Here is a 24,441-nt window from a genome sequence, read left to right as displayed (position 1 = left end):
CTGGTCTTCCCCGTGTACTGGTGGTCGATGCCTGCACTCCTGAAGGGGTGGATCGACCGCGTCTTCGTCAACGGCTGGGCCTTCGAGCACTCCCCCGCTTCGGGCCTGCAGCCGAAACTGCAGAACCTCACCACCCATCTCCTCCCCATCGCCGGCGACGACCCCGGTGCCTACGAGCGCCACGGATACGAGAGTGCACTGCGGACGCAGATCGAACACGGCATCGTCGACTACTGCGGCAGCCGGCGCGGCTCCACGGCATTCATCTACCAATCAGAACAGCTCTCCCCCGAGACCACGGTGCGAGGTGTTGACCACGCGGTGCGGACCATCAGCGAAGCCATCCATGCCCGTTTGGGGGGCGGGGACCGGAGGCCATCGCCCCCTGCTGCGTGACACCTGGGTGCCAGAGCGTATTCCGACGGAATACCGCCCCGTTGCCGTACGGACGCCTTGCAGGCCGTTAGGGTCACCTCCTGTCAGCACCCTTCTGTTGCAGGAGCACACCTCATGGCTGGAGCCTCCGGGCCGACGATGACGTTCGGCAGCAGGAAGAAGAAGCGCAGCATCTGGGACGACCCGGATGCTGCGGAGATCATCGAGATCCCGCTTGAGCAACTTCACCCCAACCCGTTCAATCCCCGCCTCGTGTACCGCGACGAGGACATCGACGAGCTGACTGAGTCGATCAAAGCGGAGGACGGGCTTCTGCAGGACCTCTCGGTTGCGGAGGTCGGAGGCTTCCTGGAGTACTGGCGGGAGCGGCTTGCCGAGAAGCAGCCCGAGAAGCTGGACGAGTTGGAAGGAACGCTCGGGGCCGTGCCGGCCGAGGACTACGTCATCCTGATCGGCCACAACAGGAAACTCGCGCTGCAGCGCGCGGGCCGGGAGAGCGCTCCCTGCAAGATCATCAACTCGAAGATTCCGCGGGCCCGGCTCCTCGGTCTGCCTGAGAACATGCGCAGGGTTCCTCTGAACCCGGTCGAGCAGGCCCTCGCGTTCCAGGGCGCGCTGAGCGACGGCCTGACCCAGGCGGAGATTGCCCAGCAGACCGGGACCAGGCAGCCGCACATCTCCCGACGCCTCAAGCTGTTGAAGCTCCCCACTGAAGTGCAGGAGGCAATCATGGAGGGCCTCGCCGTGAGCGAGGCCGAAACCCTTCTGGACCGGCTCACCTCGCCAGAGCAGCAGTTGCAGGCCTGGAAGATCATGAAAGCGGAGGGCATCAAGGCGGCCTTCGCTGCCGCTCGCGTCCTGACCGCGCCAGACCCCGGGGTCCCGCCCTCCCCGACGGTGCCAGCCCAGAAGAAGCAGTCCCCCGACGAGACCGATGCCACGGGCGAAATCCACAGGGAGGCGCTGAAGTCGAACGCTGACGGCTCCAGAGAGGTCAGCCCTCGGCAGTCGAGGGGCAAGGAAGCGGACACCGACCAGGCGCAAGGCGAGAGCACCCCGTCGGCACCCGACCCGGCTGCCGAGGCCGCGCAGCGGCGTGAGCACGCGTGTCGGACCCTGGTCTCCATGGGTGTCCCGTCCAACCCGCGCGAGACGCTTCGTCTGCTGGGTCCCGCGCTGCTGGTGGGCCCGGACAAAGCGGCGCGCGAACTTGCGCACGCCTGGCTCAGGTCAGCACCGAATGCGGCGGAACCCGTAGCCAAGCCCGCCCGCTACTTCGAGACGGTGGCCTCCTCAGGCGACACAAGGCTCACCACTCGCGTCGCCTTCGCGCTCGCCCTGGCCACAGCGGAGCTCCGTGCGGCAGACTCCGCGCGTACGTGGGACGACAGCGACCGCGAATACCTCAACTACCTCAAGACAGGCGTCCAGTACGAACCCACCGAGTGGGAGCAGGACCGGCTCGCCAGCCAGTGATCCTTATCCCGTCGGAATGATCGCCTCGGGCAGGCCGTCGGCCGACCAAGCAGTATTCCGACGGAATACCCGGCCGCCGTGCCCGCGCCGAATCCACCAGGAGCGCCATTGCCCACCCGAACGATCACACCGCCCCCCTCCGACGGTCCCCGGATCTTCGCCTGCTCCGTCATCGCCGGAGGCGCCGGCAAGACGCAGGGAGTGGTGAACCTCGCCGTCGAAGCAGCCCTGCGCGGGCACAAGGTCGCCGTCGCCGACTTCGATCCCCAGCGCACCGCTTCGCACATCCTCGGCTACCAGGACCCGCCCGACGATCAGCCCACCATCTTCAGCGTCCTGCAAGGCAAGCACCGTCTTGAGGAAGCCGTCGTCCCCGCTCGCTACCGCATCGGGGAGGGGGAGCAGGATGACGCCTTCCGTCACATCCCGCGCCTGGAACTCGTCCTCGGTACGACCGAGATGGCGGACGCGGAGGTCAACCTCGGACTCGACCCGGCCGGTGTGCTGTGGCTGCAGAACGTCCTGGACGAGCAGATGCCGAAGGAACGCTGGGACATCATGTTCTTCGACTGCGGCCCGACACTCGGCATCCTGCTCCTGTCGATCGCCATGGTCGGCCCCGAGGTCATCGCCTGCGTCGCCGACGAGTTCAAGTACATCATCGGTCTGCAGGACCTCGAGGAGACCCTGGACAAGGGGTTCCGCAAGTTCCGCCGGTTCGGCTTCAAGACCGAGGTGCAGCACATCCTCGCCACCAACATTCCTCTCACTGCTGACGGAGAAGTCCGCCGCAGCGGCGGCGCCGTCACGGACGACGCCATAAGGGCCATTCGCAGCAACCCCGACTGGGAGCCCAAGCTGCTGCCCATCGTCCGGCGGAAGCAGCGCTTCAAGGACACAATCGTCAGGCAGCGCCCCCTGCGCTATCTCGACCCCCGCAACGAAGCACTCGGAGACATCGCTCTCGTCGCGGACCAGCTCGGCATCGCACGCCTCAACTCCACCCGTAAGCGGTGAGTATTCCGACGGAATACGGCGGCGGCGCCCTGGCCCTGGTGGAGCGGGCCGAGGCCGCGAACGCCGAACGGGCCCGGGCCGGACAGCCGGCCCGGTTCGCCGCAGCCGACGTGGACGCCCTGCGGGCCGTCGCCACGCCGGCCGAGCACCACGGCGGGCGGCTCTCCGTAAACCCGCCGCCCAGGCTCAACAGCCCCGCAGCCCGTCGTCCCGCTGCACCGCCGGCGACCGCGCAGCGCCCCGGAGTCGCTGCTCCCAGCACTGCTCCCGCGAAGGCGTACTCCTCGAACTTGTCGGAGCAGTGATCGCGTTCGGGCTGAGGGCGGGGGGCGTTCCGCCGTGTCAGAGGCCACATGGGGGACGTGAACACTTTGGGGGCGAAGCGTCGTACAGAGGATCAGAACGCAAAAGTAAGGATGAACCATGAAACATCTGATGAACTCTGCCAAGCCGTTCTCTCCCACTGTCCTCGGCCAGGCTGCCCAGTCGATAGCCGGATCCGACCTGAAGAAGTACGCCGCCTACGCCAAGAGCGCTGGACTGGCGGAGTCGTCGGACCTGCTGCGCCCGAAGCTCTCCCTGACTTCCCTCAGTCCCTTCCAAGTGTCGTTCGACGACATCGCCACGGCTGCTGGACTGGACAGCACGAGCGGTGAGGTCCGCTCCGCCGACTACGGGCGCCTCGTGGCAGCCGCTTCGCAGGCCGCACTGGAGCGACGGAGCCGGACAGTTCGCTGACCCCCGCCGGCCCTGCGAAAACCACTCCAGGGCCGGGCGGTCGCTTCGCCGGCTGCTTCGAGAAGCAGCCAGCGACTGTGGACCAGCGACTCGGCGACTGTTCGGTTGCCTCTGTTCACGAGACAAACAGCCAGGTCAGGACTAGTTGTCACCCAGCAGCGACTCAAGCGACCGAAGTCAGCGACCGACGACGTGCCGGTCGCCGTGCCCCTTCTCCGGTCGCTGGTGGCCCTGCGGAGGGTCGTGCACGGCCCGACGCCGAAGCCCTCCCACAGGGGTCAGGGCCCCGGGGATCTTCGCTAGTCCATGTCCGTCACTGAGTCGCTTCGGTCGCTGATTGGGGGTGGGGATGCCCGTTGAGCTGCAGTTTTCCGACAGCGACCCGCGGCAGCGCGTTTTCGATTCAGTCAGTCGCTGACCGGTGCCGGCACTCGCCCGCTGGACCGGCCGCCGCGGCCGGCCGGTCCATCCCCTCGCCCCCGGACGCAAGACCCCTGCCCCGAACTCCAGCGACTGCCGAATGAACCCTCACCCGGCCCAGCCGCCTGCCCGGGACCGCATCCTGCCCGGCATCCCCATAGGGGACCACGTCGACCTCAGAGGCGCGGCGAACGGTTTGCACACCCTCACCGGCCATCTGCCCGCCGGCCCGTTCCCGGCCCTCGTCCGGTGCCGCTCAGGGCTTGCCAGGCGGTCCTGGCCGCCGCCGGGCCGAAACCCGCGCAGGGGCATCTCACCATGGTCCTGGAGCCTGTGCGCGCCTGCGGTGAGGTCACGGAAGGCGCGGGATTCTCCGATGCCCTCAACCGTGCCGCCTACCTCCTCGGCGGGCTTGTCGCCGCCGGCCGTCTCCTCCGGGGCCATGGACCCCCGCACGCTCCGGCCGTGCGTCAAGGGCCACAAGACCGAGCGCTTCGAAGGCGGACGGCCCTCCGGCGCCGTGCGGCAACGGGCTACGGTCCTGCCCCTGTGACGGCCGGTCGGGAAGCGGCACGCACGCCGCCGGCTCGTCGGCCTCAGCGCGCGGCCGCCGGCCTGGCGAGGGAAGCGGCCCTCGGTGTGCCGGCTGCTGCCGTCCTCGTCGCGGCCGTGGTCCCGGGATAGTTGCCGCGCACCGCGTTCCCGCCCGCGATCGCCGCGATGTGGCCGTTCACCGGTGCGCCGGCGGCAGCGGGTGTCCTGCCGCGTGGCGTGGTGGGGAAGGCGGGGTGCACTCCTCTGCGCAGCCGACCGGAGGGCACAGGAGCAGGAGACGCCGCTGCCGGGGCGTGCCGCGGGCTGTTCCGCTCGGGCAGGTACAGGTCCGCAGCGTCGGCGAACGCGGGGTGTTCGGCCGACCGCTGCGGTGACGTGGGCGCGGTGCCCTGCCGCGCCGCTGTGTCGGGTTCCCGCTTCGTCTGCCGGCGGGCGGAGCCGCGGTCGGCCAGCGCGTCCAGCGCGGCCCAGAGCTTGGACCCACGGACGTCCGGGGGCAGGCTCTCGTCCCAGGTGACGCGTTCTCCGCCCTCCCTCACCTGGGAGCGCTGCGCCGCGTAGTCGACCCGGCTTGTGGTCTCGACGTCGACCTGGATCCGGATCGCGGTATCCCCGCCATGGTTGTTCATTGGGACATCCACATTGGTAGTAATCGGGCTATTGTCTCAATAGTTACTACGGTGGACATCCTTGTCCAGTTCATTCGGCCGCCGGTTCGGGCAGGGCGTCGGCCTCCGGCGGTTCACACGGCAGGCGAGTTCGCCGGGGCGGCCTCCTGCGCCGGGGGAGCCGGGATGCCGGGGCCGGTGTCGACCATGCCGTTCTGCAGCGGGATCTTCCGGGGAGGCGGCCCCACCCCTTCCATGGGGGCGAACCACAGCCGCACCCCGACGACGTAACTCTGGGCGTCCTCGGAGGCGGGTACGCCCTTGGCCTCCCGCACGGCGTCGATCCCCACGTCGTAGGCGGCCAGCGTCATGTCCAGAACCGAGCCGGCCGCCTGGCCGGTGCCGACCAGGTCCTGCACCTGGCCGGCCAGTTCGCACAGGTAACGGCCCTGGACGTCGATGGAGACATCGGCGTCCAACGGGTCGGCGCCCTCCTCCGCCAGCCGCTCGAAAGCCTCCGTCGGGACCTGGGAGACGCCCCGCGCGCCGTTCGGCCCGACGAAGTCCGTGCGGAACTGGCTCTCGTACATGATCTGCGCGGCGATGGTCACGGGGCCGATGACGTCGCAGACGGATCCCGCCTCGTCCATGTCCTCCAGCATGTCGTTGGGCACCGTGCAGGCGCTGCCCGACGGTGAGCCCCGCGTCACCCTTTCCAACTGGCCCTTGCCATCACCGTTGACGATGCGCTCGGCTCTGTCCGCCTGACTGTCCGGATTGCTCTCGACGAGGAGGGCCTCGGTTTCCTCGCAGGACCGCTCGGCCTGTGTCAGATCGTCGAAGTCTGCGTTCCCCAGGTCTTCGATCCCGGCCAGGGGGAGCCCCTGGATGATGACGAGGAAAAGCACCAGGGGCAGCAGCAGAATTCCGAAGCCGCCGATCAGAAGAACCGCGGCGACCGCCACTATCAGGATCACGGGCCCGGCGAAGGCGGCCAGGACGACCGATACGCCGAGGGCAATGACGGCGGCGCGCGGCATACCGCCCGAGCCACGTTCGCTCTTCACCATGAACCCCTAGTTCCCGCAGGTGACGGCGGGCACGGTCCGCGGCCCCCACACGTGGCTACGGTCCGTGCCCGGTACTGGTTCATGAAGCGAACGGCATCGCACAGTGCCGGACCGGGGGTGCGACGCATGAACCGGCGCACGCTGTGACGCGTAGCCGGATGTGTCCGAGGAACGTGCGGCCGGAGCGGCCGATCACCGGATCCGAGGACGGCACGATGCCTTCCTTTTTCCGTACTTCCGTAACGGGCCGGACGGCGGCCCTCGACGTTTCTGCGGTCCCGTACAGTGAGGTGTTCTCGAAGTGATGGCGGATTCCGGACGCGATGATTCCGGAGACATACCGGGTGAGGAATTCGGCGCCCGTTCCGAACGCTTCACCCGCCGTCCCTGGGGGGAACAGGCGCCGGTGCTCGGCTATGTGCCGGAGCAGCAGCCCGCATCCCGGCGGCCGGGAACGCGTACCGTCCGCGTCCTCGTCTCCCTTGCCGTCCTCGGGGCCGTGGTGTCCGCGGCGGCGTTCCTGTGGCCGCGGGCCGGGGCCGGTCCGGAGGCGGGGGGAGAAGCCGGCACCGTGCCCGCCGCCGACGGGAACAGCCCGACGCCATCCGCCCCCGCCGTGGCTTCCCCCGGCCGGCTCTCCCTCCTGCTGCCCCTCCGCCCGGGAAGCACGGCCGGCCGGGCGCTGCTCGAGCAGGCGACGGTGCAGGAGAAACTGGCCGCCGCCTTCGAGCAGGCAGTGAAGGACGAACGCGACCGCATCGCCCGGGTGCGGGAGCGAACCGAGGCGGAGCGCGCCGAACGGCGGCGGGCCGGACAGGAACAGGCCGACCGCGAGCGAGCGGCGCGCGAGCGGGCGGCGGATGCCGCCGCGGACGCAGCGCCCGAGTCCGGCATGGTCCTGCCCCTGAGCGACTACACCCTGACCTCGACGTTCGGTCAGGCGGGGAAGCTCTGGTCGTCCGGCCGTCACACCGGACTCGACTTCGCCGCGCCCACCGGCACGCCCCTGCGCGCGGTGGGGGAGGGATCCATCGTGGAAGTGACCCGTGACGGGCCCCTGGGCAACCGGACGGTCCTGCGCCTGCTCGACGGCACAGAAGTCGACTATTGCCACCAGGCCGACGTCTCCGTGGCCGTCGGACAGCGGGTCGAAGCCGGTGCGGTGATCGGCAGGGTGGGGGAGACCGGTAACACGACCGGGCCCCACCTGCACCTGGAGGTGCGGACCGCGCAGGGCGGTCTGATCGATCCCGGCAAGTGGCTGCGAGAGGCCGGTCTGCGCCTCTGACACAGCGCGCGGCCGACGCGTACGCGCGCCGGACCTCATGTCCGGCGGATGAATTCCACATGATGACAAGGGGGGTAGAACCTCACGCTCCGTGCATGACCGCGGGTGAAGGCACCGCCTCGGCACGGGCCCTCATCAGGTCATGCCCATCAGCGCCGCCTGATGGCGCCGACCGGGGGCCGCCGCTCGTCCTCGTCCGTCGACGGCGCACGACCCGAGTCGACGGGGGTTTCGTCCATACTGATTGCGGCCATGAGCCAGACCGATCTCGGCCGTTTCTCCCTCACGGTGCAGGGGCGCTCGCTGCTTCCCGCGGGCCGAAAAGTTCTCGGTATGGTGTTACTCCGCGTCATGGGGGCGTAGGGGGAGGAGACATGCAAGAACCGCTGCGCTTCACCCTGCTCGGGGCGGTGACGGCCACGCGGGGTTCCCAGGAGATCATGCTGGGGCCGCCCCAGCAACGAGGCCTCCTGGCGAGACTGCTGCTGGCCGAGGGAACACCATTGTCAGCCACCGTACTGATCGATGCGCTCTGGGGGGACAGCGCTCCCGACACAGCGGTGAACACCGTGCGCATCTACGCGCACCGCCTGCGCAAGGCGCTCGAACCGGACGTCGGACTGGAGGCATCCGTCATTCAGTCCCAGGGGGACGGCTATCGCCTGCGGATCTCCCCGCACCAGACGGACCTGGGAGTCTTCACGGGACTGACCGCGGAAGCCGAACGGGCCCGCAGGTCCGGTGACATCGCCGGCGCGGTGAAACTGCTGCACCAGGGCCTCGACCTGTGGCACGGGGCCCCGCTGACGGGTATCAGGGCGGCTTTCGCCGACCTCCACCGGGCCCGTCTCGAGCGGCTCCGGCTCGAGACCCTGACGGCCTGTCTCGCCGCGGAACTCGACCTCGGGACCAGCAGGCAGACCCTCGCGGAGCTGACCGCCCTGGTCACCGAGAACCCCCTGCACGAGGAACTGCGCGCGCTGCTGATGCTCGGCCTGTACCGCTCCAGCCAGCAGGCCACCGCGCTCAGCACCTACCAGGAGGGGCAGCGCCTGCTCGCCGACGAACTGGGCGTCGACCCCGGACCGCATCTGCAGTCCCTGTACACGCGGATGCTGCGCGCCGACCCCGCCCTGATGGCGGAGTCGACCGCCACCCCCGCTCCCGGCCCCGGCCGCCATTCCGACGCGTCCCGTACGTCCCCCAACCAACTGCCGCGCTTCGTGACCGCCTTCATCGGGCGCCGGACCCAGTCGGAGCTGGCGGTGGGCGTAGTGGAGGAGACCCAGGCGGCGGCGGTGGTGATAGCCGCGGTGACGGGGACGGCGGGAGTGGGCAAGACGACCTTCGCCGTGCATCTCGCCCACCGGGTGGCGGATCACTATCCGGACGGGCAGCTGTACGTCAACCTGCGCGGGTTCGACCCGTCGGGCGAGCCGTTGGACACGGGGCGGGCCCTGCGGGTGCTGCTGGAGTCGCTGGGTGCCGAACCGTCGCAACTGCCCCATGACACGGACGCGCTGGCGGCGCGGTACCGCAGTCTTCTGGCGGGGCGGCGGATGCTGCTCCTCCTGGACAACGCCCGTGACGCCGGTCAGGTGGTGCCGCTGCTGCCGGGCACTCCCGGATGCCTGGTGATCGTGACCAGCCGTAACCAGCTGATGCCGCTGATCACGCAGCACGAGGCGCTGTCCCTCCCGCTGGGCACGCTCACCACGCAGGAGGCCGACGAGTTCCTGCGCCGGCGACTGGGCACCGCCCGGGTGGACGCCGAGCCCCAGGCGGCCAGACGCATCGCGGAACACTGCGCGCACCTGCCGCTCGCCCTCGCGATCACCGCCGCCCGCGCGGCCGCCCACCCCGCCTTCCCCCTCGCGGCGATCGCGGGGGAACTCACCGACAGCCAGGAGACCTTCGACGCGCTGAGTACCGATCAGAGTGACACCGTCACCAACATCCGTGCCGTCTTCTCCTGGTCGTACCGCACACTCAGCGAGGAAGCGGGCCGCCTGTTCCGTCTCCTGGCCCACCACCTCGGCCCAGACATCTCCCTACGCGCCACCGCCAGCCTCATCGCACGCACCGTGGGGCACACCCGCCGGCTCCTCAACGAACTCGTCCAGGCCCACCTGCTCGACGAGCACCTGCCGGGCCGCTACCTCTTCCACGACCTGCTGCGCGCCTACGCGACCGAACTCGCCGCCGACGACCCGCCCGCTGTACGCGACGACTCCCGCCGCCGCGCCCTCGACCACTACCTGCACAGCGCGCGGCACGCCACCGAGGCCCTCGACCCCCACCTCGGCCGCATAGCCCATCAGGCCCCCGGAGAGGGCGTCGGCCCGGAGGCCTTCCCCGACCGTGCCGCCGCCACGGCCTGGTACGCGGCGGAGCACCAGGTGCTCCTCCGCTGCATCGAGCAGGCCACGGCACATCACTACGACGATCACGCGTGGCGGCTGGCCGTGACCACGTTCCACTATCTCGACCGGCACGGGCAGTGGCCGGACGTGCGCACCAGCCACGAACACGCCCTCGCGTCGGCCCGTCGTCTCGGCGACAGCATGGCGGAGGCCTTCGTACTCAAGGGCCTGACCAAGGCACATGGGTTCCTCGGTGACCTCGACGGCGCACGGCGGTACGCCGAGCTCACCCTGGAGCGCTTCAGCGCCCACCCCGACATGAGCCGCTACAGCGAGAGCCATCGCTACCTCACCTGGGTCGGCGAGGCGCACCACCCCCTGGTCTGGGTCGGTGAGAGCCACCGCCACCTCGCCTGGGTCGCCTACCAGCAGGGCGACGCCGCTGTGGCCTTCGAGCACACACGCAAGGCCTACGAGCTGCACAGCCTCGGTGACAACGCCTCACTCGTCGCCAAGACGCTGAACTCCCTCGCCTACTGCCGTATCGCCCTCAGCGAGTACGACGAGGCCGTCACCCACTGCCATGAGGCGCTGAAGCTCATGCGGGAGGCGAAGGACATGTGCGGCGAGGCCGATGTCCTGGACACCCTCGGCAACGCCCTGCAGCACCGGGGGGACCACGCGCAGGCCGCCGCCGCCTATGAACAGTCGGTCGTCCTGGCCCGGCAGTACGGCAACGCCGTGTGGGACGTGGCGGACACCTTGCGGCGGATGGGGGAGGCACGGCTGTCCCTCGACGACCGCGCGGCGGCCCGTGCCGCCTGGAGCCAGGCGCTCGCCCTGATCGAATCCCTCGTCTTCCCCGGTGCCGAACGGATGCGCCGGCGTCTGGAAGACCTGATGTCCGAGTCCGAGTGACGAAGCCATGACGGAGGCACCCGACCGACCGGGTGCCTCCGTCCGGCTGCTCGCCGTGCCGGGGGGAGGGAGCGGCGGCGAGCAGCCGGGGCGCGTCCCCGGTGCAGAGAGGGACGCACCTGTCTCTACGCGGGCGGCGGCGTCCGGGATCACCCTGTCCCGGCATTGTCTCCGCGACCGCGGGATCCGCCGTCCCGGCCGCGGGCGCCTGACGTCCGCTCCGGGAGGCGTGACGCCCGAAGCGGGCGGTGGCCGAACGCAGCTGTGCCCCGGGCGGGCCCGGGGCACAGCTGCGGGGGACTCAGGTGTTCCGTCCCGGCGTCCGACGCGCGGGTCTCCGCTCAGCCGGCGAAGCGGATGGACTTGATGGTGCCGAGGCCCAGTGAGTTCAGGTCGGTCACACTGCTCGTGATCGTCGCGGACTTGCCGGTGCAGTTGTCGCCGGCCCACACCTTGGCGGAGCCGAGGATGGAAACGGATCCGGGGAAACGGACCGGCTTGCAGCCGGGGCCCGTGATGCCCTCGGCCGGCTCACCGAAGTTGGGGGTGTCGAAGAACACGCCGCTCGTGGCGGGCTGCACGGCGGGGTTCTCCCCGCCGATGGTCTCGGCGGGCGGCTCGCTGGGAGCCACGGCACCGCCGCCGGCCTTCTCGCCCTCCGGGGTGACCGCGGCCCACGTGCCGTTGTCCTTGCCCTGGCCGTTGGTCTGACCGGCCTTGGTGTCACCGCTGAAGAGGTACACCGGCCAGCCCCCGATGGTGACCTGGAAGGCGCCGTCACGGGGGATGAAGCCCACCTGGGACGGATCGATCTTGAAGTGCACCTTGCCGCCCGGGGCGATGAGGTAGGGAGGCCAGTTCGCCGCGCATGCGTTGAAGCAGTTCGACTTGGACGGGCTGGCGGTGTCCTTGTCGAACCGGTACAGGGTGAAGCCGTTGCCGTTGACCACGATCTCGCCGAGTTCGGGGTGCTGCTTCGCGGTCGGCTGGACCCACTGGCGCACCACCGGCCGCTTGGACTTGGCGGCCACCTGGGGGGCCGCGTCGGGGGCCCCGTCACCGGTGCGGAGGTCGGCGCCGTTCTGCTTGGCCGTGCCGGCCAGGAACTCGAAGTTCTTCCCGTCCGAGGCGGCCGCCGCCGACTGCTGGGGCTTCTCGGCCGCGGCACCGTCGTCGGTCGAGCCGCCGCACGCCGAGAGGAGCAGTGCGCCGGTCGTGGCCGCGATCACGGCCATCATGCGAGTGCGAATCATGGGGTACCCCTTGGGGTGGCAAAGGTGTGATGCCGCGTTCTGCGGGATGCTGACACTCGGGGTACGGGCGGTTCTCGGGGCGGGTTCGTCGGTCCGCTGCGTGAAACTGTTCTGTGACAATCGGATGGCTTCCGGCGCCGTACGGGCACAGCCCCGGGCCGGCCGAGTGCCGCTTCCCGCCTCCACCGGTCACTTCATCTGGTGCGCGCTCGTCTGCGCCGGGGGAGCGGGGGCGGCCTGCGCCGCTCCTGCCGCACCCTGCGTCAGAGGGGTGCGGTCCGCGGCGTTCAAACCGGCCACGCTCGCCAGTGCGGAGGGCGAGGCCGGTGTGTGGGGGGACGAGCCCGTGCTCGCCGTACGCGTCCACTGCTGCTGCGTGAAGGGCTGCACACCGGTGGGCAGAGGAGGCAGCGGGCGAGAGGTGGTCCGGACGGCCTGCGGGGTGTTCGGCGCGGCGGCGGCAGTGGCCGCATGCGAAGGAGCCGGTGCCACCCTTTCCGCCGCCCGGCCGAGACTCTTGGACACGGCGGTCAGCGAGGCCGCGATTCCGCCGCGCAGGGCGTTGGCGATACGGGGCCGGAGCGACCTGGGCCTGCCCACCCGTTGGATGAAGCGGCCCACCGCCTGGACCAGGCGGCCGAAGGCGTTGAGGCTGCCGGGCTCCCGCCGGCTCGCGGAAACCAGGCGGTCACCGGCTGCGTTCAGGGTCCGTCCCAGCGCGTCGAAGACCTTGGCCATCGGATGCCAGGTGCCGGCCTTGTCCGCCAGGCGGGACAGCGCTCCCTCGACGGACGTCAACACCTTGCCGACGCCCCGGCGCAGGACGCCCGGAGCCCGGCGAACGCGTTGCGGGAGGGAGTTCTCCTTCTTCAGGTCCCGGTAGGCCTGCAAGTGGGCCTGGAGCGTGGTGCCGATCAGCTGCGCTTCCTGCATGCCGTCCCCTCCGCTCCTGCCGAGCCGGAGTGCTTCCGACAGTTGCTGGTACTGGTTGTCGGACGCCTTCCCCTGCCGGGCGTTCTGCGCGATCTGCGCGGCGAGGGTGCCGACGAGCTCCTCGATGTTCGTGTTCCCGGTCGCCGGGGGAGACGGTTCGGTCCGGTCCGGAACCGGAAAAGAAGGGGGTGTCGTCATCTGCTCAACCCGTCTGTGGTCGTCGGAAGGCGCCTTTTTCCTCTCAGCCGTGTACGACGGGAGCGCAACGGGGGTTCACGGCGACCGGACGACGCCCAGCCGGGCACGGAGCGCCTCTTTCCTGCCGCGCGGACACTTTTCTCCTGGCGTTCACCGTCTCGCGGAGAACCGGCCGGACGCGGATCCCGTACGGCGGGACGGGACCACCCACGTCCCCGCCGGTGGTGACGGGCCGTGTTCGGCCCGTCCCGCCGTCCCTCTGCGCCGTGCGACGACGGGAGTCCGGTATGACACCACAGCAATTCGACACACCGACCGCTCAGGAAACGCCGAGGGAACCGTGGTTCGCGCGACGCGGCCCGAAGGGCGACGCGCAGGTGATCGAGGCCGCCCGGCAGGAACCGGCCCAGGCCGCCGTCGACGCCAGGGGGGTCCTCACCTACGACAACCCCGTCCTGCTGCGCGATGTCGAGACCGCCGCCCGACGGCTGCTGCTGCGCGAGGGAGCCGACACCTGGACCTCGCTGCTGCGCCACGGTGAACTTCACGCCCTCCACGGACGTCTGGTCTGGCTCAGCCCCGTACTCGACGACATCGAGGCACTCCCCGCAGCCGGTACGGCGACGCCGGAGAGCGAGTACGACGTGTCCTTCAACTCCACCTCGGCCGCCACGGAGAAGAGCCGAACGACCACCAGGACCGCCGAGGCGGGCCTGCTCGCCGTGATGCGTCTCACCTCCCGGGCCGCCTCCGCCGTCGTCCCCGCTGTTCCGGTGCTCGGGGCGGAAGTGGGCGAGGGACAGGCCGAGGGGGACAGACGGACCGTCATCTCCGGGCACACCTCGCAGGTGGAGGGCCGGGTGACCTGCCTGAGCGGCATCCGGCTGCGGGTCTTCGTCGACGGAGTGGAGCACAGCACCCACAAGCCGATCGCACGCGGCCTGCGCGTCAGCTTCTCCGCCGAACACGCGGGACCGGCCGAGGGACCGGACCGGTACATCAGGGCCACGCCGGACGGCGTCGACGGCCCCGCACCGCACCACCGCTCACGCGAAACCCTCCACGCCGTCGATCTCGTGCCGCTGGTCGCAGCCGTGCAGCGCGACCTGCGGGAGGCGGGGGTGAGCGCGGAAAGCGCCGTGGAGGTCGTCCGCCAGGCCCAGAGCCTGCTCAACGAGCAGTCCGCACGCACCCGTCACGGCTGGTGGCTCAGCAGCGGTGACACGTCCGGCCCCCTCGGCCATGGCACCGCGCTTCCCGCCTTCGGGGGCTTCCGGGGCCACCTGCGCATTCGTGCCACGATCGACAGCGCGCAGTTCCTCGGCGTGTCCGGAACGAAGACGCGCACGGACATGGGCACCGGCAGCACCGTGTCCCGTGGCGCGAGCGGCGAGAGCGAGGCGTCCGTCACGGTCGGTGTCACCGCCGTGGGACTGCACGTGCCCACGGCCGACGCCACGGCCAGTGGCACGGCGCCGAGCGCCGCGGTGACCCTGTCCTCGGCCCGCGGCTGGTCCACCCGGCTGGCGGCGCAGTCGATGCCGCACACCGTGCTGACCGTGCAGGAACCGCAGGCCCGCTACGGATCGGTGTTGCTGATGGAGGTGGAATGGCAGTCACCGACCCACCCGGCGCTGACCGTGACGAGACAGAGGGCGTGGGCCGACCTGGGCGTCGCCTGGCGGCAGGGCAGAGGCGCCGCAGACTTCGAGCACCGCGTCTTCGGGCGGCTCGTCAGCCCCTACGTCAGGGATTACCGCGACTCCGTGCCGCCCGCGGCAGCCGTGCCCGGGCAGCCGCACACGAGGGCACGCGCCCGGCCGGTCCCGCGCGACGTGCGCCTGCGGGGCATGCCCCGCTGGACGAGAGGGACCTACCGGCCCGTCCGCAGCCCAGGGGAACCTCCCGCGCTGGCATCCCGGGTGGGACTCGGTACCGCCACCGTGACCGGGGTGGCCGGTGCCGAGTGGGTGAGGGAGAGCGTCCGGGCGGCGCTCGACGACGCGGTCGCGCGGATGAAGAGGGCGCGGCGCGACGCGGTCGACTGGGCGGGCGTCGACCGGCAACTGGACGTGTGGTTCGGTGCCCCCGCCCTGGCGGGCGGTCTGCCCGCGCTGATGGCCGGCACGGCCCACACCCTGCACCTCGGCGGTGTGCCGGTGACCGTGGACATCCGTGCCCACCTGCTGGACTCCCTGGGGGTGACGTCGTACGGGATGAGGATGAACAGCCGTGTCACCGCCGGAACCGCCATGACCGCCCAGACGGACGGACACACGTCCTTCAAGGCCGGCCTCGGCGGCGGGGCGCGGGTGAACGTCGCCGGCACGCTCCAGTTCCAGCTGGGCGCACTGCGCCTGACCGGACAGGCCGGCTGGGGGAGTGGATCCTCGTTCGTCAAGGCGGACAAGTTCTACGCGCGCAAGGAGACCGGTTCCGCGGTGGACCAGCACACGCTCGACCTCGGATTCCGGATGGAGCTGCGGCGTCCGGGAGCCAAACCGGACGTCTGGTACCTGTACCGGCCCCACGAGATGGTGGCGGAGATCTCCGTGCCGCACGAGTTCTCGCCGTCCGGGAGCCGGACCGGCGCGGCGGCCCGGCTCCCGGACGGCCCGTCACGCCCGGTGCCGTCCCGGGACTGGCCGGCGCCACCCGCCGCCACCTTGCGGCTCGACGGTGCGGCTTCGGGGATCTACGCGCACTTTCCCGTTCTCCCGCACCTGCGCGAGAGCGTCGCCGCCTTCCATCGCAGGCGCCGGCCCGGCCCGCTGCCGGAGACGTTCGCCGGGGCCCTGCGTCCCGATGCCCTGGCGGCCGCCTTCCCCTATCTGGTCAGCGAACGGGGCCACACCCTCGACCACACCGCGGAAGACGGCTGGACGTCCACGCTGCGGCTGCGTCTGCGGCTCAGCGGGGCCCTGCCGCAGAAGGCCGGCGGGCCGGGCGAGATCGAGGCGCTCGTGCAGTCCGCCAGCGGTGTGGTGAAGGCCCGCACCACCTCCCGGTCGGCGCAGGCCCAGTTGTCGGTGGGCCCCCGCGCGGCCTGGGGCGGAGCGGGCGCGCCCGCCGATGCCGGGGACGACGCCTCCTCCAGGACGAGGCTCGGCCTGTTCGCGGAGGGCGCGGCCTCCTACGCGAAGGGCACGGCACGGCGCGAGACGCATGGGGCCGTCGACGCCGCCAGGGTCACCTACGAGGGAACAGTCCTCTGGTATACGACCGACGTCACTGTGGAAGTCACGCTGGGACACAGCAGGGGACGTGACACCGTCGAAGACGAACCGCGCTACCTGTTCTACTCCGCCGCGGTCGACCTCCTCATGCCGCCCGCGCGCTGGGAGGACATCCGCCCGGATGCCGTGGCCGCGCCCCCGGCACCGCCGGACCGCGCGTACGTCAACGGCGGTGTGGTGCCCAGCACCCTGCACGGCGTCGAACTGCTCCGCGCGGACGGCGTACTGGAGACGATCCTGGAGCAGGCCCGGGCGCGCGGGATCGTCCCGGCACCCTCGCGGACCGGTCTCGAACACGCCTGTCCGCTGGCGAGAACGCTCGAGGCGACCTTCCGGAAGGAGAGCCTGACCGCGCACATGCCCGCGCTGCTCGGCGGTACGGGACTGTCGGTGGCCCTTCCCTTCCGGGGCCCCCTGGGGGCGACACGCTTCCTCTCGGTACGTGTCCGCGCGACCGGGATCGAGCCCGCCCGGTCGAGCCGCCACCGTCCGGAGGCGCAGCTGACGCTGCGCAGCGAGAGCGTCGAGGCGAGCGAGCAGGAGGACAAGAGCACGCTGACGACCGTGCTCGGTGCGCACGTCTCGATCCACGGCGGCCTCCAGCACGCGTCGCGGGACGCGCGCAGTGCCGGCGGGATCGGCGCCTTCGCCGGTCATGCCGCCCGGCGCAGCGTCGCCGGCAGCGAAACGGTCAAGAAGACCGGTATCTACCGAGGGTCCACGAAGGGCGCGGAGGGATGCCAGGAGTTCGAGCACGAAGTGGGTCTGTCGGTCGACATGGCTGTCGGCACCACCCCTCCCGAGGTGATCGACGCTCCACGCCGCGTCCTGACCGCGGCCGGCCGGCGCATGCGGAAGGGAACGCGCGGCAGGACACCGGCCGAGGAGTGGAGTAGCACCTCGCACCACCCCGTCCGGGTGGGCGTGCGCCTGCTCGTGCCCAGGCATCTGACCGTCGCGGTGGACGCCGGCGCACCGGTGGCGGTGTCCCGGCTCGCCGGCGCCGGCGACAGGCGCTGGTGGGGCCGTCCCGTCGAGCCCGGCCCCGCCCTCAACGAGGCACTGCCCGAGGCGTTCGCCAGGGCCCTCATCCCCTGGGACATGCCGGCGGCCCGCACCGTGCACCGCTGGCTCGCGTTCGTCGCGGCGGACGTGCGGCCGGAGCGGCCGTCGCTGGCGGCGGAGCCGCCCGACGTGCGCGGCCTCGCGTCCGCATCCGGTCCCGGACCGGCCTACGAGGCCCGTACGAGCATGTCCTGGCTCCGCCCGCGCGTGCCGTCCCTGCTGCGCACGGAGTACGAAGTGCCCGTCGACGGACGGATGCTCAGGGTGGGTCTGAAGATCACCGGTGCCCGCATCATCGGCCCCTGCGACGGAGCCCGCTGGAAGGCCCGCCGCTACGAACAGACGGAGGCACATGAGGAAGGGACGGTGCACAGTGCCGGAGGCGTGCACTGGGGCGCGGCCCCCTTCGCGGGAACCGGGACGAGCGACGACACCTTCACGGCCAAGGCGGCCTACGAGTACAGCGACATGCTGGATCACAAGGCGCAGGGCGGGACGGCGCAGGTCGAGGAGCACAATGCCGAGGCGACCCGGAACTTCCGCTACTACCGTTTCGACGTGACCGTGGTGATCCAGCAGACGGACGGCGCGCGCAGGGCCCTGCACGTACCGGTACCGGGCGGCCTGGTGGGGATGCTCCCCCTGGACGGACGGCACCTGGCCTTCGGACTGGAGTCCGTGCCCCGGGCCCCCTGGCTCTCCGTGGAGTACCACCTCCGCAAGGGGCACCCCGACCTCGGCCGCCTCCACCGACTGGTGACGGACGCCCTCGCGGCACCTGACGCCGACCGGTCCGGCCAGGTCGTCGAGTCCCTGAGCGGCGTCGCGCAGGAGCTGCGGGCGCTGGCGTCGAGTGAGTCCGAACTGCACAGCGACCACGCCCGGGCCCTGGCCTGCACCCTGGCCGCCAGGCTCCCGCAGGACCTGTCCCCGGCCTTCCGCCCCCGCGGGGCAGCAGCGGTACCCCTGGCTGCCGCTGCTGTGCCGGCTCCCGCGGCTCTCGCACGGTCCGCGGCCGCCTCGCCGCACCGGGGGACGGGGACCGGGACGGGCCCCCGGACGGCCGCGGCAGGGCCGTCCGGGCCGGTGTCCGGCCGCACCTCGGCCGGGGGACGCCCCTCATGACGGGCCGGTGGCCAGCAGCCGGTCGGCTATGGCCGTGATGAAGGAGCCGACCAGCTCGTCCGGCGGGGTGCGCGTGTAGGCGGTCAGTTCACGGCCGATCGGAGGGTCGGGCTGGATCACGTGGCCGGAGAAGTGCGGCGGGACGTTGTTCTCCGGCACGAGGGTCAGCCCCAGGCCCGCCGCGGCCAGACGCAGGGCCGAGGACGCCTGTTCCGTACGGATGACGACGACCGGGGAGAAGCCGTGGCTCCTGCACGCTTCGTCGAGGACGTCCGACAGGCCGCTGCTGGGCGTGAAGTGCACCCATTCACGGCTCGCCAGTGACGTCAGGGACAGCGAGGTGAGCCCTTCCCGGGCCAGCGGGTCGTCGTGCGCCGTGACGACGACGAAGCGTTCGATGCCCAGGGACTGCAGCGGGCCGTCCCACTCCTCGGGCCGCGGCCCGATCGCGATGTCCGCCTGTCCGGCGTACATCGCCTCGGCCATGGTCTGCGAGCGCCGGTGCTCGAAGAGCCGGATCCTGGCGCCGGGATGGGTCACCCGCCAACTGCGCAGGGCATCGGGCAGGATGCCCACGCTGTGCGAGTACAGCGTCGCCACATAGAGTTCCGCGTCCTGATGGGCCAGCACACGGTGCGCGGTCGACTCGACCCGCTGGGCGGACGCGACCGCGGTCATCGCGTGCGGCAGGACCGCGCGGCCGGCCGGCGTCAGTCTCGGGCGGCGCGGCACCCTCTCGATCAGACGCACCCCGAGCTGCCGTTCCAGCGCCTGGAACTGGTGCGACAGACCGGGCTGCGTCACGTTGAGCCGCTGCGCGGCCCGGGAGAAGGACTGCTCCTCCACGATCGCGATGAAGTACTCGAGCTGCCTCAGCGAGATATGCATGCACTCAATTTATGGGAAGCTGAGAAAACTGTCGTTGGACACATGCCCGGAGCGCGGCGAAGCTGGAATCCGTTCCCCTTCGACCCATTCATGCAGTCATGCAGTCATGCAGTCATGCAGTCATGCATCGTGAGCTTCAGGAGTACATCGTGCCTACCATGCGGGCCATCGGTTCCTACCAGGGACTGCCCGTCGACGACCGGGAAAGTCTGCTCAACATCGAGGTCCCCGTACCCGAGTTGCGGCCCCACGACATCCTGGTGCGTGTGCAGGCGGTCAGCGTCAACCCCGCGGACGTCAAGGTGCGTGCCGGACTGGAGAGTTCGCGCACGCCCCGCATCCTGGGATTCGACGCGGCGGGCCGCGTCGAGGCAATCGGTTCCGAGGTCACCACCCTCGCCGTCGGCGACGAGGTCTACTACGCGGGCGACATCACGCGCGCCGGCAGCAACGCCGAATTCCAGGCCGTCGACGAACGCCTCGTCGCCCGCAAGCCCGTCTCCCTCTCCTACGCCGAGGCGGCGGCGCTGCCGCTGACCGCCATCACTGCGTGGGAGACGCTGTTCGAGCACTTCCGGCTGACGTCCGAGTCCACCGGCCCCCTGCTGGTCATGGGCGGAGCCGGCGGAGTGGGCTCCATGGCCGTCCAGCTCGCCAAGGCGCTCACCGCCGTTCCCGTGCTGGCCTCCGCGAGCCGCCCCGAGTCCCGCAAGTGGATCGAGGAACTGGGCGCCGACGCCGTGGTCGACCACCACGACCTCCTCACCACCACGCGGGCCGTCGCACCCGACGGTGTCGCGTACGTACTCAGCCCGTTCACCCGCGGCAACATCGAGGCGTACGCCGAGATCCTGCGTCCGTTCGGGCACATCACCGCGATCGACGAACCCGAGGGACTGGAGCTCCTGCCGCTGAAGTCCAAGAGCATCAGCTGGCACTGGGAGTTCATGTTCACCCGGTCGATGCACCAGACCGCGGACATGATCGAGCAGAAGCGACTCCTTGAGCGCGTCTCCGGTCTGATCGACGAGAAGCGGATCACCACCACGGTCACCCGGGTCATCGACGACTTCTCCGCCGCGGGCATCCGCGAGGCGCACCGCCTGGTGGAGACCGGGCACGTGACCGGCAAGGTCGTCGTCTCCCGCTGACCCTCCCCGGCCGGCGTGCCGCCCCGCCGGAACGGCAGCGGCTCTCCAGCCGCTGCCGTTCCCCCGTTCCCCTCCCGCACGGCGGCACCGCGGTGCTCCGCGGCTCTCGGTCCGACAGCCGCCGCCTCCGGTGGACCGAGCCGGACCCGAGCAAGGTGATACCCGATGACGACGATCACGCCCGACGGACGCGCGGCCGCGTACCCCCTGCGTGGACGCGACGAAGAAACTGGACTGATCGACCAGGAGTTGCGCGAAGTGGCCGGGGGCACGGCGCGCATGGTCCTCGTCGAGGCCGACGCGGGAATGGGCAAGAGCGCCTTCGCCCGCCGCATCCGTGAGCGCGCGCAGGCCGCGGGGTTCGCCGCCGGGGCGTCCGCCGCCGCCGAGAACGACCGGGACACCCCGCTGGCCACCCTCGGTCCCGCCCTCAGGTCCGCGACCCCGACCGCGCTGCTCACCGTGGACGACCTCACGGCTCTGCTGCCCCTCGTCGAACAGCCGCTGTGGTTCGTCGAGCAGCTCGCCTCCCTGATCAGGCGACACGTGCCCGACCAGCCGCTCCTCATGAGCCTGGACGACTTCCACTGGGCCGACCCGCTGACCGTGTTCGCGCTGCGCATCCTGCCGGCGAGGCTGGCCGACCTCCCGCTGCTCTGGGTGCTGTCGGCCCGGCCCGGCGCGGGCGGCCCCGCCGAAGCCGTCGGCGCCGCGGCCGACGCCCGGCTGCCGGTCCGGCGGATGCGCCTCGGACCCCTCGACGACGACGCCGTGCTCGCCATCGCCCGCGACCGGCGCGGGGGAAGGACCGACGGCACCACAGCCGCACGAATGTCCGAAGCACGGGGCGTGCCCTTCCTCGCCGTCCACCTGGCCGAAGGACTCCTGCCGGGCGGGGCGGAGGCCTCCCGCCCCGGCGGCCTGCCCCCCGGGCTCATCGAGGGTGTCCACCGCAGGATGGCCCCCGCCTCCGCACGGGGCAGGTCGCTGATGCACGTGGGAGCGGTTCTGGGAACCTCGTTCACCCTCACCGATGCCGCGCGCGTCCTCGACATCCCGGTGACCGGTCTCGGCAGCCCGCTCGACGAGGCCGTGTCGACCGGCCTGCTGATCGACGACGGCGACCAGCTCCGCTTCACGCACGACCTGATCCGGCGGGCCGTCTACGAGCGGCTGACTCCCTCGATCCGACGCGACATGCACCGCACCGCGGCGGACCACCTGCTGCGCGGTGCGGGCGGAGCGGTGCGGGCGGCTCCCCACGTCCTGGCCGCCGCCGGCCCGGGGGACACGCACGCGGTGCGGATCCTGCGGGACGCGGCCTTCGCCCTGCTGGACACCATGGCCGTGACGTCGGCGACCATCATCCGCCAGGCCTACGACCTGGCCGGTGACGACGCGGCCCTGCGGACGGCCGTGGGCAGGGACGTGCTGGAGATCATGCTCAGGGCACGCAAGCGCGCGGAGGCCGAGACTTTCGCCGACGCCCTCCTCAAGGACACCGAGGACCCCGGCACCGCGGCCGAGGTACGCCTCCTGCTCGCACCCGAACTGTGGGGCGCCGGCCGGCTCGAGGCACTGCGCCGCCTGGCGCGCGACGAGCCGGGAGCCACGCCCCGGCTGCGCCGGCGGCTCGCCGCCTACCGCTTCCTGACGGGACAGGACCAGCCCCCGGACGGCGATGACCCCGTCGCCCGCGCGGTCGTCGCGGTGGCCGAAGCCGAACGGGCGGAGAGGTCCGGCGCCTACGCGCGGGCGCTCGCCGGCTACACCCGGGCCCTGCACCTCGGCGAGGAGCACGGCAGGGAACCGGGAAGCCTGCCGCCCGGTGTGCTCCGCCTGCGCTCGCTGTCGCTGCGCGCGGTGCTCGGGGAGGGACAGGAGGTCCTCACCGGCCTCACATCCGGGCCGGACGGAGCCCTTCCCGCGGATTCCTGGTCCGCCGCCCGGCACGCCCTGGTCCGGGCCCAGATCCAGTTCCGCGCGGGGCTGCTGGAGGACGCCGGCGCGTCGGCCGTCCGCTGCCTGGCCCTCGCCGAGGAACTCGACGACCAGGTGGTCACGCCGCAGGCCCGGCAGGTCCTGGCTGCCCTGGCCGCCCTGCGGGGCGACGCCGCACGGGCGCGGGAGCACATCGACGCCCTCCCCGAGGGCAGGTCCCGGACGGCCGCCGCCGCGCTGCTCGCCGACACGCTGGACCTGCCGGGTGCCCCGGCCGGGTTGCTGCGCGCCGCGACGCAGGCAGCTGCGCCCTGGCGGGACGAACTGCTCGTGCGGGCGGCCTGCTCGGCCCACCGCGCGGGCGATGTGCCCAGCGTGCGTGAGGCCGCGGAGCGGCTGGAGGAACTGCTGCGGCTCAACCCCGGGGCGCCTGGCCTCGAAGGCGCCGCCGCCCTGGCGCACGGTCTCCTCACCGGAGACCTCGGTCGCGCGCGCCGTGTCCTCGCCGGGGCGCGACGGCCGTTGCTGGGCGCGCTCGCCGACGAGGAATGGGCCCGCACGGCCCTGCCGACGGCACGGGACGAGGCCGTCGGGGCGCTGCGGCAGGCGCTGTCCGTCTACACCGGGGCCCAGGCACTCCAGCCCGCCGCACGGGTGCGCGGCGCGCTCGCGTCCGCCGGCGTACGGCGGGCGGGCCGGGGACAGGGCCGCACCAGGCCGGTCAGCGGGTGGGACGCGCTGACCCCGGCCGAGCGGAAGGTCGCCTGGCTGGTGGCCCAGGGGCACACCAACCGGGCGACCGCGCGGGAACTGTTCGTCTCACCCAGCACCGTGGCGACACACCTGCGCTCCGTCTTCGCCAAGCTCGGGGTGGACTCCCGGGTCCGTCTCACCCGTCTCGTCCTGGCTCTTCCCGGCGCGGCCCCGCAGGGCGGGGGTTCCCCCTGACACGGACCGCGTAGGTCGATGGAGAGACTCCGGCCACGCCGGTTTCCGCCGTGCGCGCCACGATGAAGTGGGGGACGTTGTCCCGCGTGGCGCTTGGGGCGCCGTCAAACGCTCCATGCGCTGAGCTTGCCGAGGGCTTCGGCGCGCTCCTCTATGACCTTCGTACGGGCGCGCCGTTCCGCATCGTGGTGGTGCCCGTCCTGGGCCGTGCTCTGTCCGGGCCACTTCCGGTAGAGGAGACCGCACTCCTGGATGAACCAACCGGTACTGACGGCGTTCAGGGCCATGAGAAGCCCCGTGTCCTCCGATGAGGGCAGAGCCATCCAACCCCCCAGAGCAGTCACGAGATCGCGCCTCGCGCACAGCGTCGCGGGGTGCACCTGGGCCCTGTGGTCGTGCGTCCGCCACCGCTCGAGGACGGCGCCCTGCGCGATGGGCCCTGCCGGGGGGTCCGCCTCGAAGCCGACCGTGCTGCCATCGGGAAGGAGATCGAGAACACGCGATGTCGTCCAGGCGATACCGCGCTCTTCGGTCAGCACCCGGATGTCTCGCTCAAGAGCGCCGGGGGTCAGTACGTCATCGGCGTCCAGGACCTTGACCAGGTCGCCGCGCGCCCGCGAGAGGGCCAGCGTGCGGGCCATGCCGGCGCGCCCCTTCCGCCCTTGCCCGAACCTCACCCTGGAGTCCGCGGGGACGTGGTGCTCCACGTCCCCTGTCTCCCCGTCCTCCTGCACGATCCATTCCCAGCCCCACCCCGGCGGCAGCTGCTGGCCGGTGAGTGAGGCGTGTGCCTCGGTGAGGTATTGCGCGCTCGGCCCGTGTACCGGCGTGATCACTGAAACGATGTTCGTCAT

At 71.5% G+C, this 24,441-nt stretch carries 16 protein-coding genes; 10 read left to right on the top strand and 6 right to left on the bottom strand.

Annotated elements, in window-relative coordinates:
- From FHX78_RS36200 to FHX78_RS36180, 5 genes are all read left to right on the top strand, one after another.
- On the top strand, positions 1-396 hold a 396-nt coding region (locus FHX78_RS36200), incomplete at its 5' end, for an NAD(P)H-dependent oxidoreductase (RefSeq protein WP_208766221.1).
- A 114-nt stretch (positions 397-510) separates the two neighbouring features.
- Positions 511-1,872 carry a ParB/RepB/Spo0J family partition protein gene (locus tag FHX78_RS36195; protein WP_145872425.1) on the top strand — a complete coding sequence of 454 codons (1,362 nt, stop codon included), beginning with the start codon at positions 511-513 and terminating at the stop codon, positions 1,870-1,872.
- A 108-nt stretch (positions 1,873-1,980) separates the two neighbouring features.
- Positions 1,981-2,889 carry a ParA family protein gene (locus FHX78_RS36190; RefSeq protein ID WP_167532036.1) on the top strand — a complete coding sequence of 303 codons (909 nt, stop codon included), beginning with the start codon at positions 1,981-1,983 and terminating at the stop codon, positions 2,887-2,889.
- Complete coding sequence (locus tag FHX78_RS36185; protein WP_145872423.1) at positions 2,886-3,194, top strand: hypothetical protein; 309 nt, start codon at positions 2,886-2,888, stop codon at positions 3,192-3,194. The genes FHX78_RS36190 and FHX78_RS36185 overlap by 4 nt, the downstream gene beginning before the upstream one ends.
- Positions 3,195-3,312: 118 nt before the next feature.
- Positions 3,313-3,627 (top strand): hypothetical protein, encoded by a 315-nt coding sequence (locus tag FHX78_RS36180; protein ID WP_145872422.1) that lies wholly within the window; start codon positions 3,313-3,315, stop codon positions 3,625-3,627.
- Positions 3,628-4,643: 1,016 nt separating this feature from the next.
- On the opposite strand, the gene FHX78_RS36170 is transcribed toward FHX78_RS36180, so the two are convergent.
- Together FHX78_RS36170 and FHX78_RS36165 are read right to left on the bottom strand one after the other, a co-directional pair.
- Positions 4,644-5,231, bottom strand: coding sequence for a hypothetical protein (locus FHX78_RS36170; RefSeq protein ID WP_145872421.1), 588 nt, complete (start codon positions 5,229-5,231; stop codon positions 4,644-4,646).
- A 113-nt stretch (positions 5,232-5,344) separates the two neighbouring features.
- Positions 5,345-6,280, bottom strand: a complete 936-nt coding sequence (locus tag FHX78_RS36165; RefSeq protein WP_145872420.1) for a lytic transglycosylase domain-containing protein — start codon at positions 6,278-6,280, stop codon at positions 5,345-5,347.
- A 304-nt stretch (positions 6,281-6,584) separates the two neighbouring features.
- Here FHX78_RS36165 and FHX78_RS36160 point away from each other — a divergent pair, with 304 nt between their 5' ends.
- Both FHX78_RS36160 and FHX78_RS36155 read left to right on the top strand, forming a co-directional pair.
- Positions 6,585-7,568, top strand: a complete 984-nt coding sequence (locus tag FHX78_RS36160) for a M23 family metallopeptidase (RefSeq protein ID WP_145872419.1) — start codon at positions 6,585-6,587, stop codon at positions 7,566-7,568.
- 374 nt (positions 7,569-7,942) lie between these two features.
- Positions 7,943-10,849 carry an AfsR/SARP family transcriptional regulator gene (locus tag FHX78_RS36155; protein WP_229924223.1) on the top strand — a complete coding sequence of 969 codons (2,907 nt, stop codon included), beginning with the start codon at positions 7,943-7,945 and terminating at the stop codon, positions 10,847-10,849.
- A gap of 341 nt (positions 10,850-11,190) precedes the next feature.
- On the opposite strand, the gene FHX78_RS36150 is transcribed toward FHX78_RS36155, so the two are convergent.
- The gene (locus tag FHX78_RS36150; protein ID WP_145872418.1) at positions 11,191-12,102 is read right to left on the bottom strand and encodes a hypothetical protein; all 912 of its coding nucleotides are present in this window, start codon (positions 12,100-12,102) and stop codon (positions 11,191-11,193) included.
- A 189-nt stretch (positions 12,103-12,291) separates the two neighbouring features.
- Complete coding sequence (locus FHX78_RS36145) at positions 12,292-13,233, bottom strand: hypothetical protein (protein WP_145872417.1); 942 nt, start codon at positions 13,231-13,233, stop codon at positions 12,292-12,294.
- A gap of 287 nt (positions 13,234-13,520) precedes the next feature.
- On the opposite strand from FHX78_RS36145, the gene FHX78_RS37095 reads away from it, so the two are divergent.
- Complete coding sequence (locus FHX78_RS37095) at positions 13,521-18,659, top strand: hypothetical protein (RefSeq protein ID WP_167532035.1); 5,139 nt, start codon at positions 13,521-13,523, stop codon at positions 18,657-18,659.
- On the opposite strand, the gene FHX78_RS36135 is transcribed toward FHX78_RS37095, so the two are convergent.
- Positions 18,654-19,547 (bottom strand): LysR family transcriptional regulator, encoded by an 894-nt coding sequence (locus FHX78_RS36135; RefSeq protein WP_145872416.1) that lies wholly within the window; start codon positions 19,545-19,547, stop codon positions 18,654-18,656. The genes FHX78_RS37095 and FHX78_RS36135 overlap by 6 nt on opposite strands.
- A gap of 158 nt (positions 19,548-19,705) precedes the next feature.
- On the opposite strand from FHX78_RS36135, the gene FHX78_RS36130 reads away from it, so the two are divergent.
- Entirely contained in the window at positions 19,706-20,698 is a 993-nt protein-coding gene (locus FHX78_RS36130; RefSeq protein WP_229924224.1) for a zinc-binding alcohol dehydrogenase family protein, read from the top strand.
- A gap of 165 nt (positions 20,699-20,863) precedes the next feature.
- Positions 20,864-23,587, top strand: coding sequence for an ATP-binding protein (locus FHX78_RS36125; RefSeq protein ID WP_145872414.1), 2,724 nt, complete (start codon positions 20,864-20,866; stop codon positions 23,585-23,587).
- Positions 23,588-23,691: 104 nt separating this feature from the next.
- Here the strand turns inward: FHX78_RS36125 and FHX78_RS36120 are convergent, their stop codons facing one another.
- A complete protein-coding gene (locus FHX78_RS36120) occupies positions 23,692-24,441 on the bottom strand; it encodes a glycosyltransferase family 2 protein (protein ID WP_145872413.1) in 750 nt (249 codons plus the stop codon).

It is taken from the genome of Streptomyces capillispiralis (assembly GCF_007829875.1).
Classification (GTDB): domain Bacteria; phylum Actinomycetota; class Actinomycetes; order Streptomycetales; family Streptomycetaceae; genus Streptomyces; species Streptomyces capillispiralis.
The sequence above is the reverse complement of the archived record's forward strand: the minus strand, read 5'-3'. Positions and strand labels throughout refer to the sequence as shown.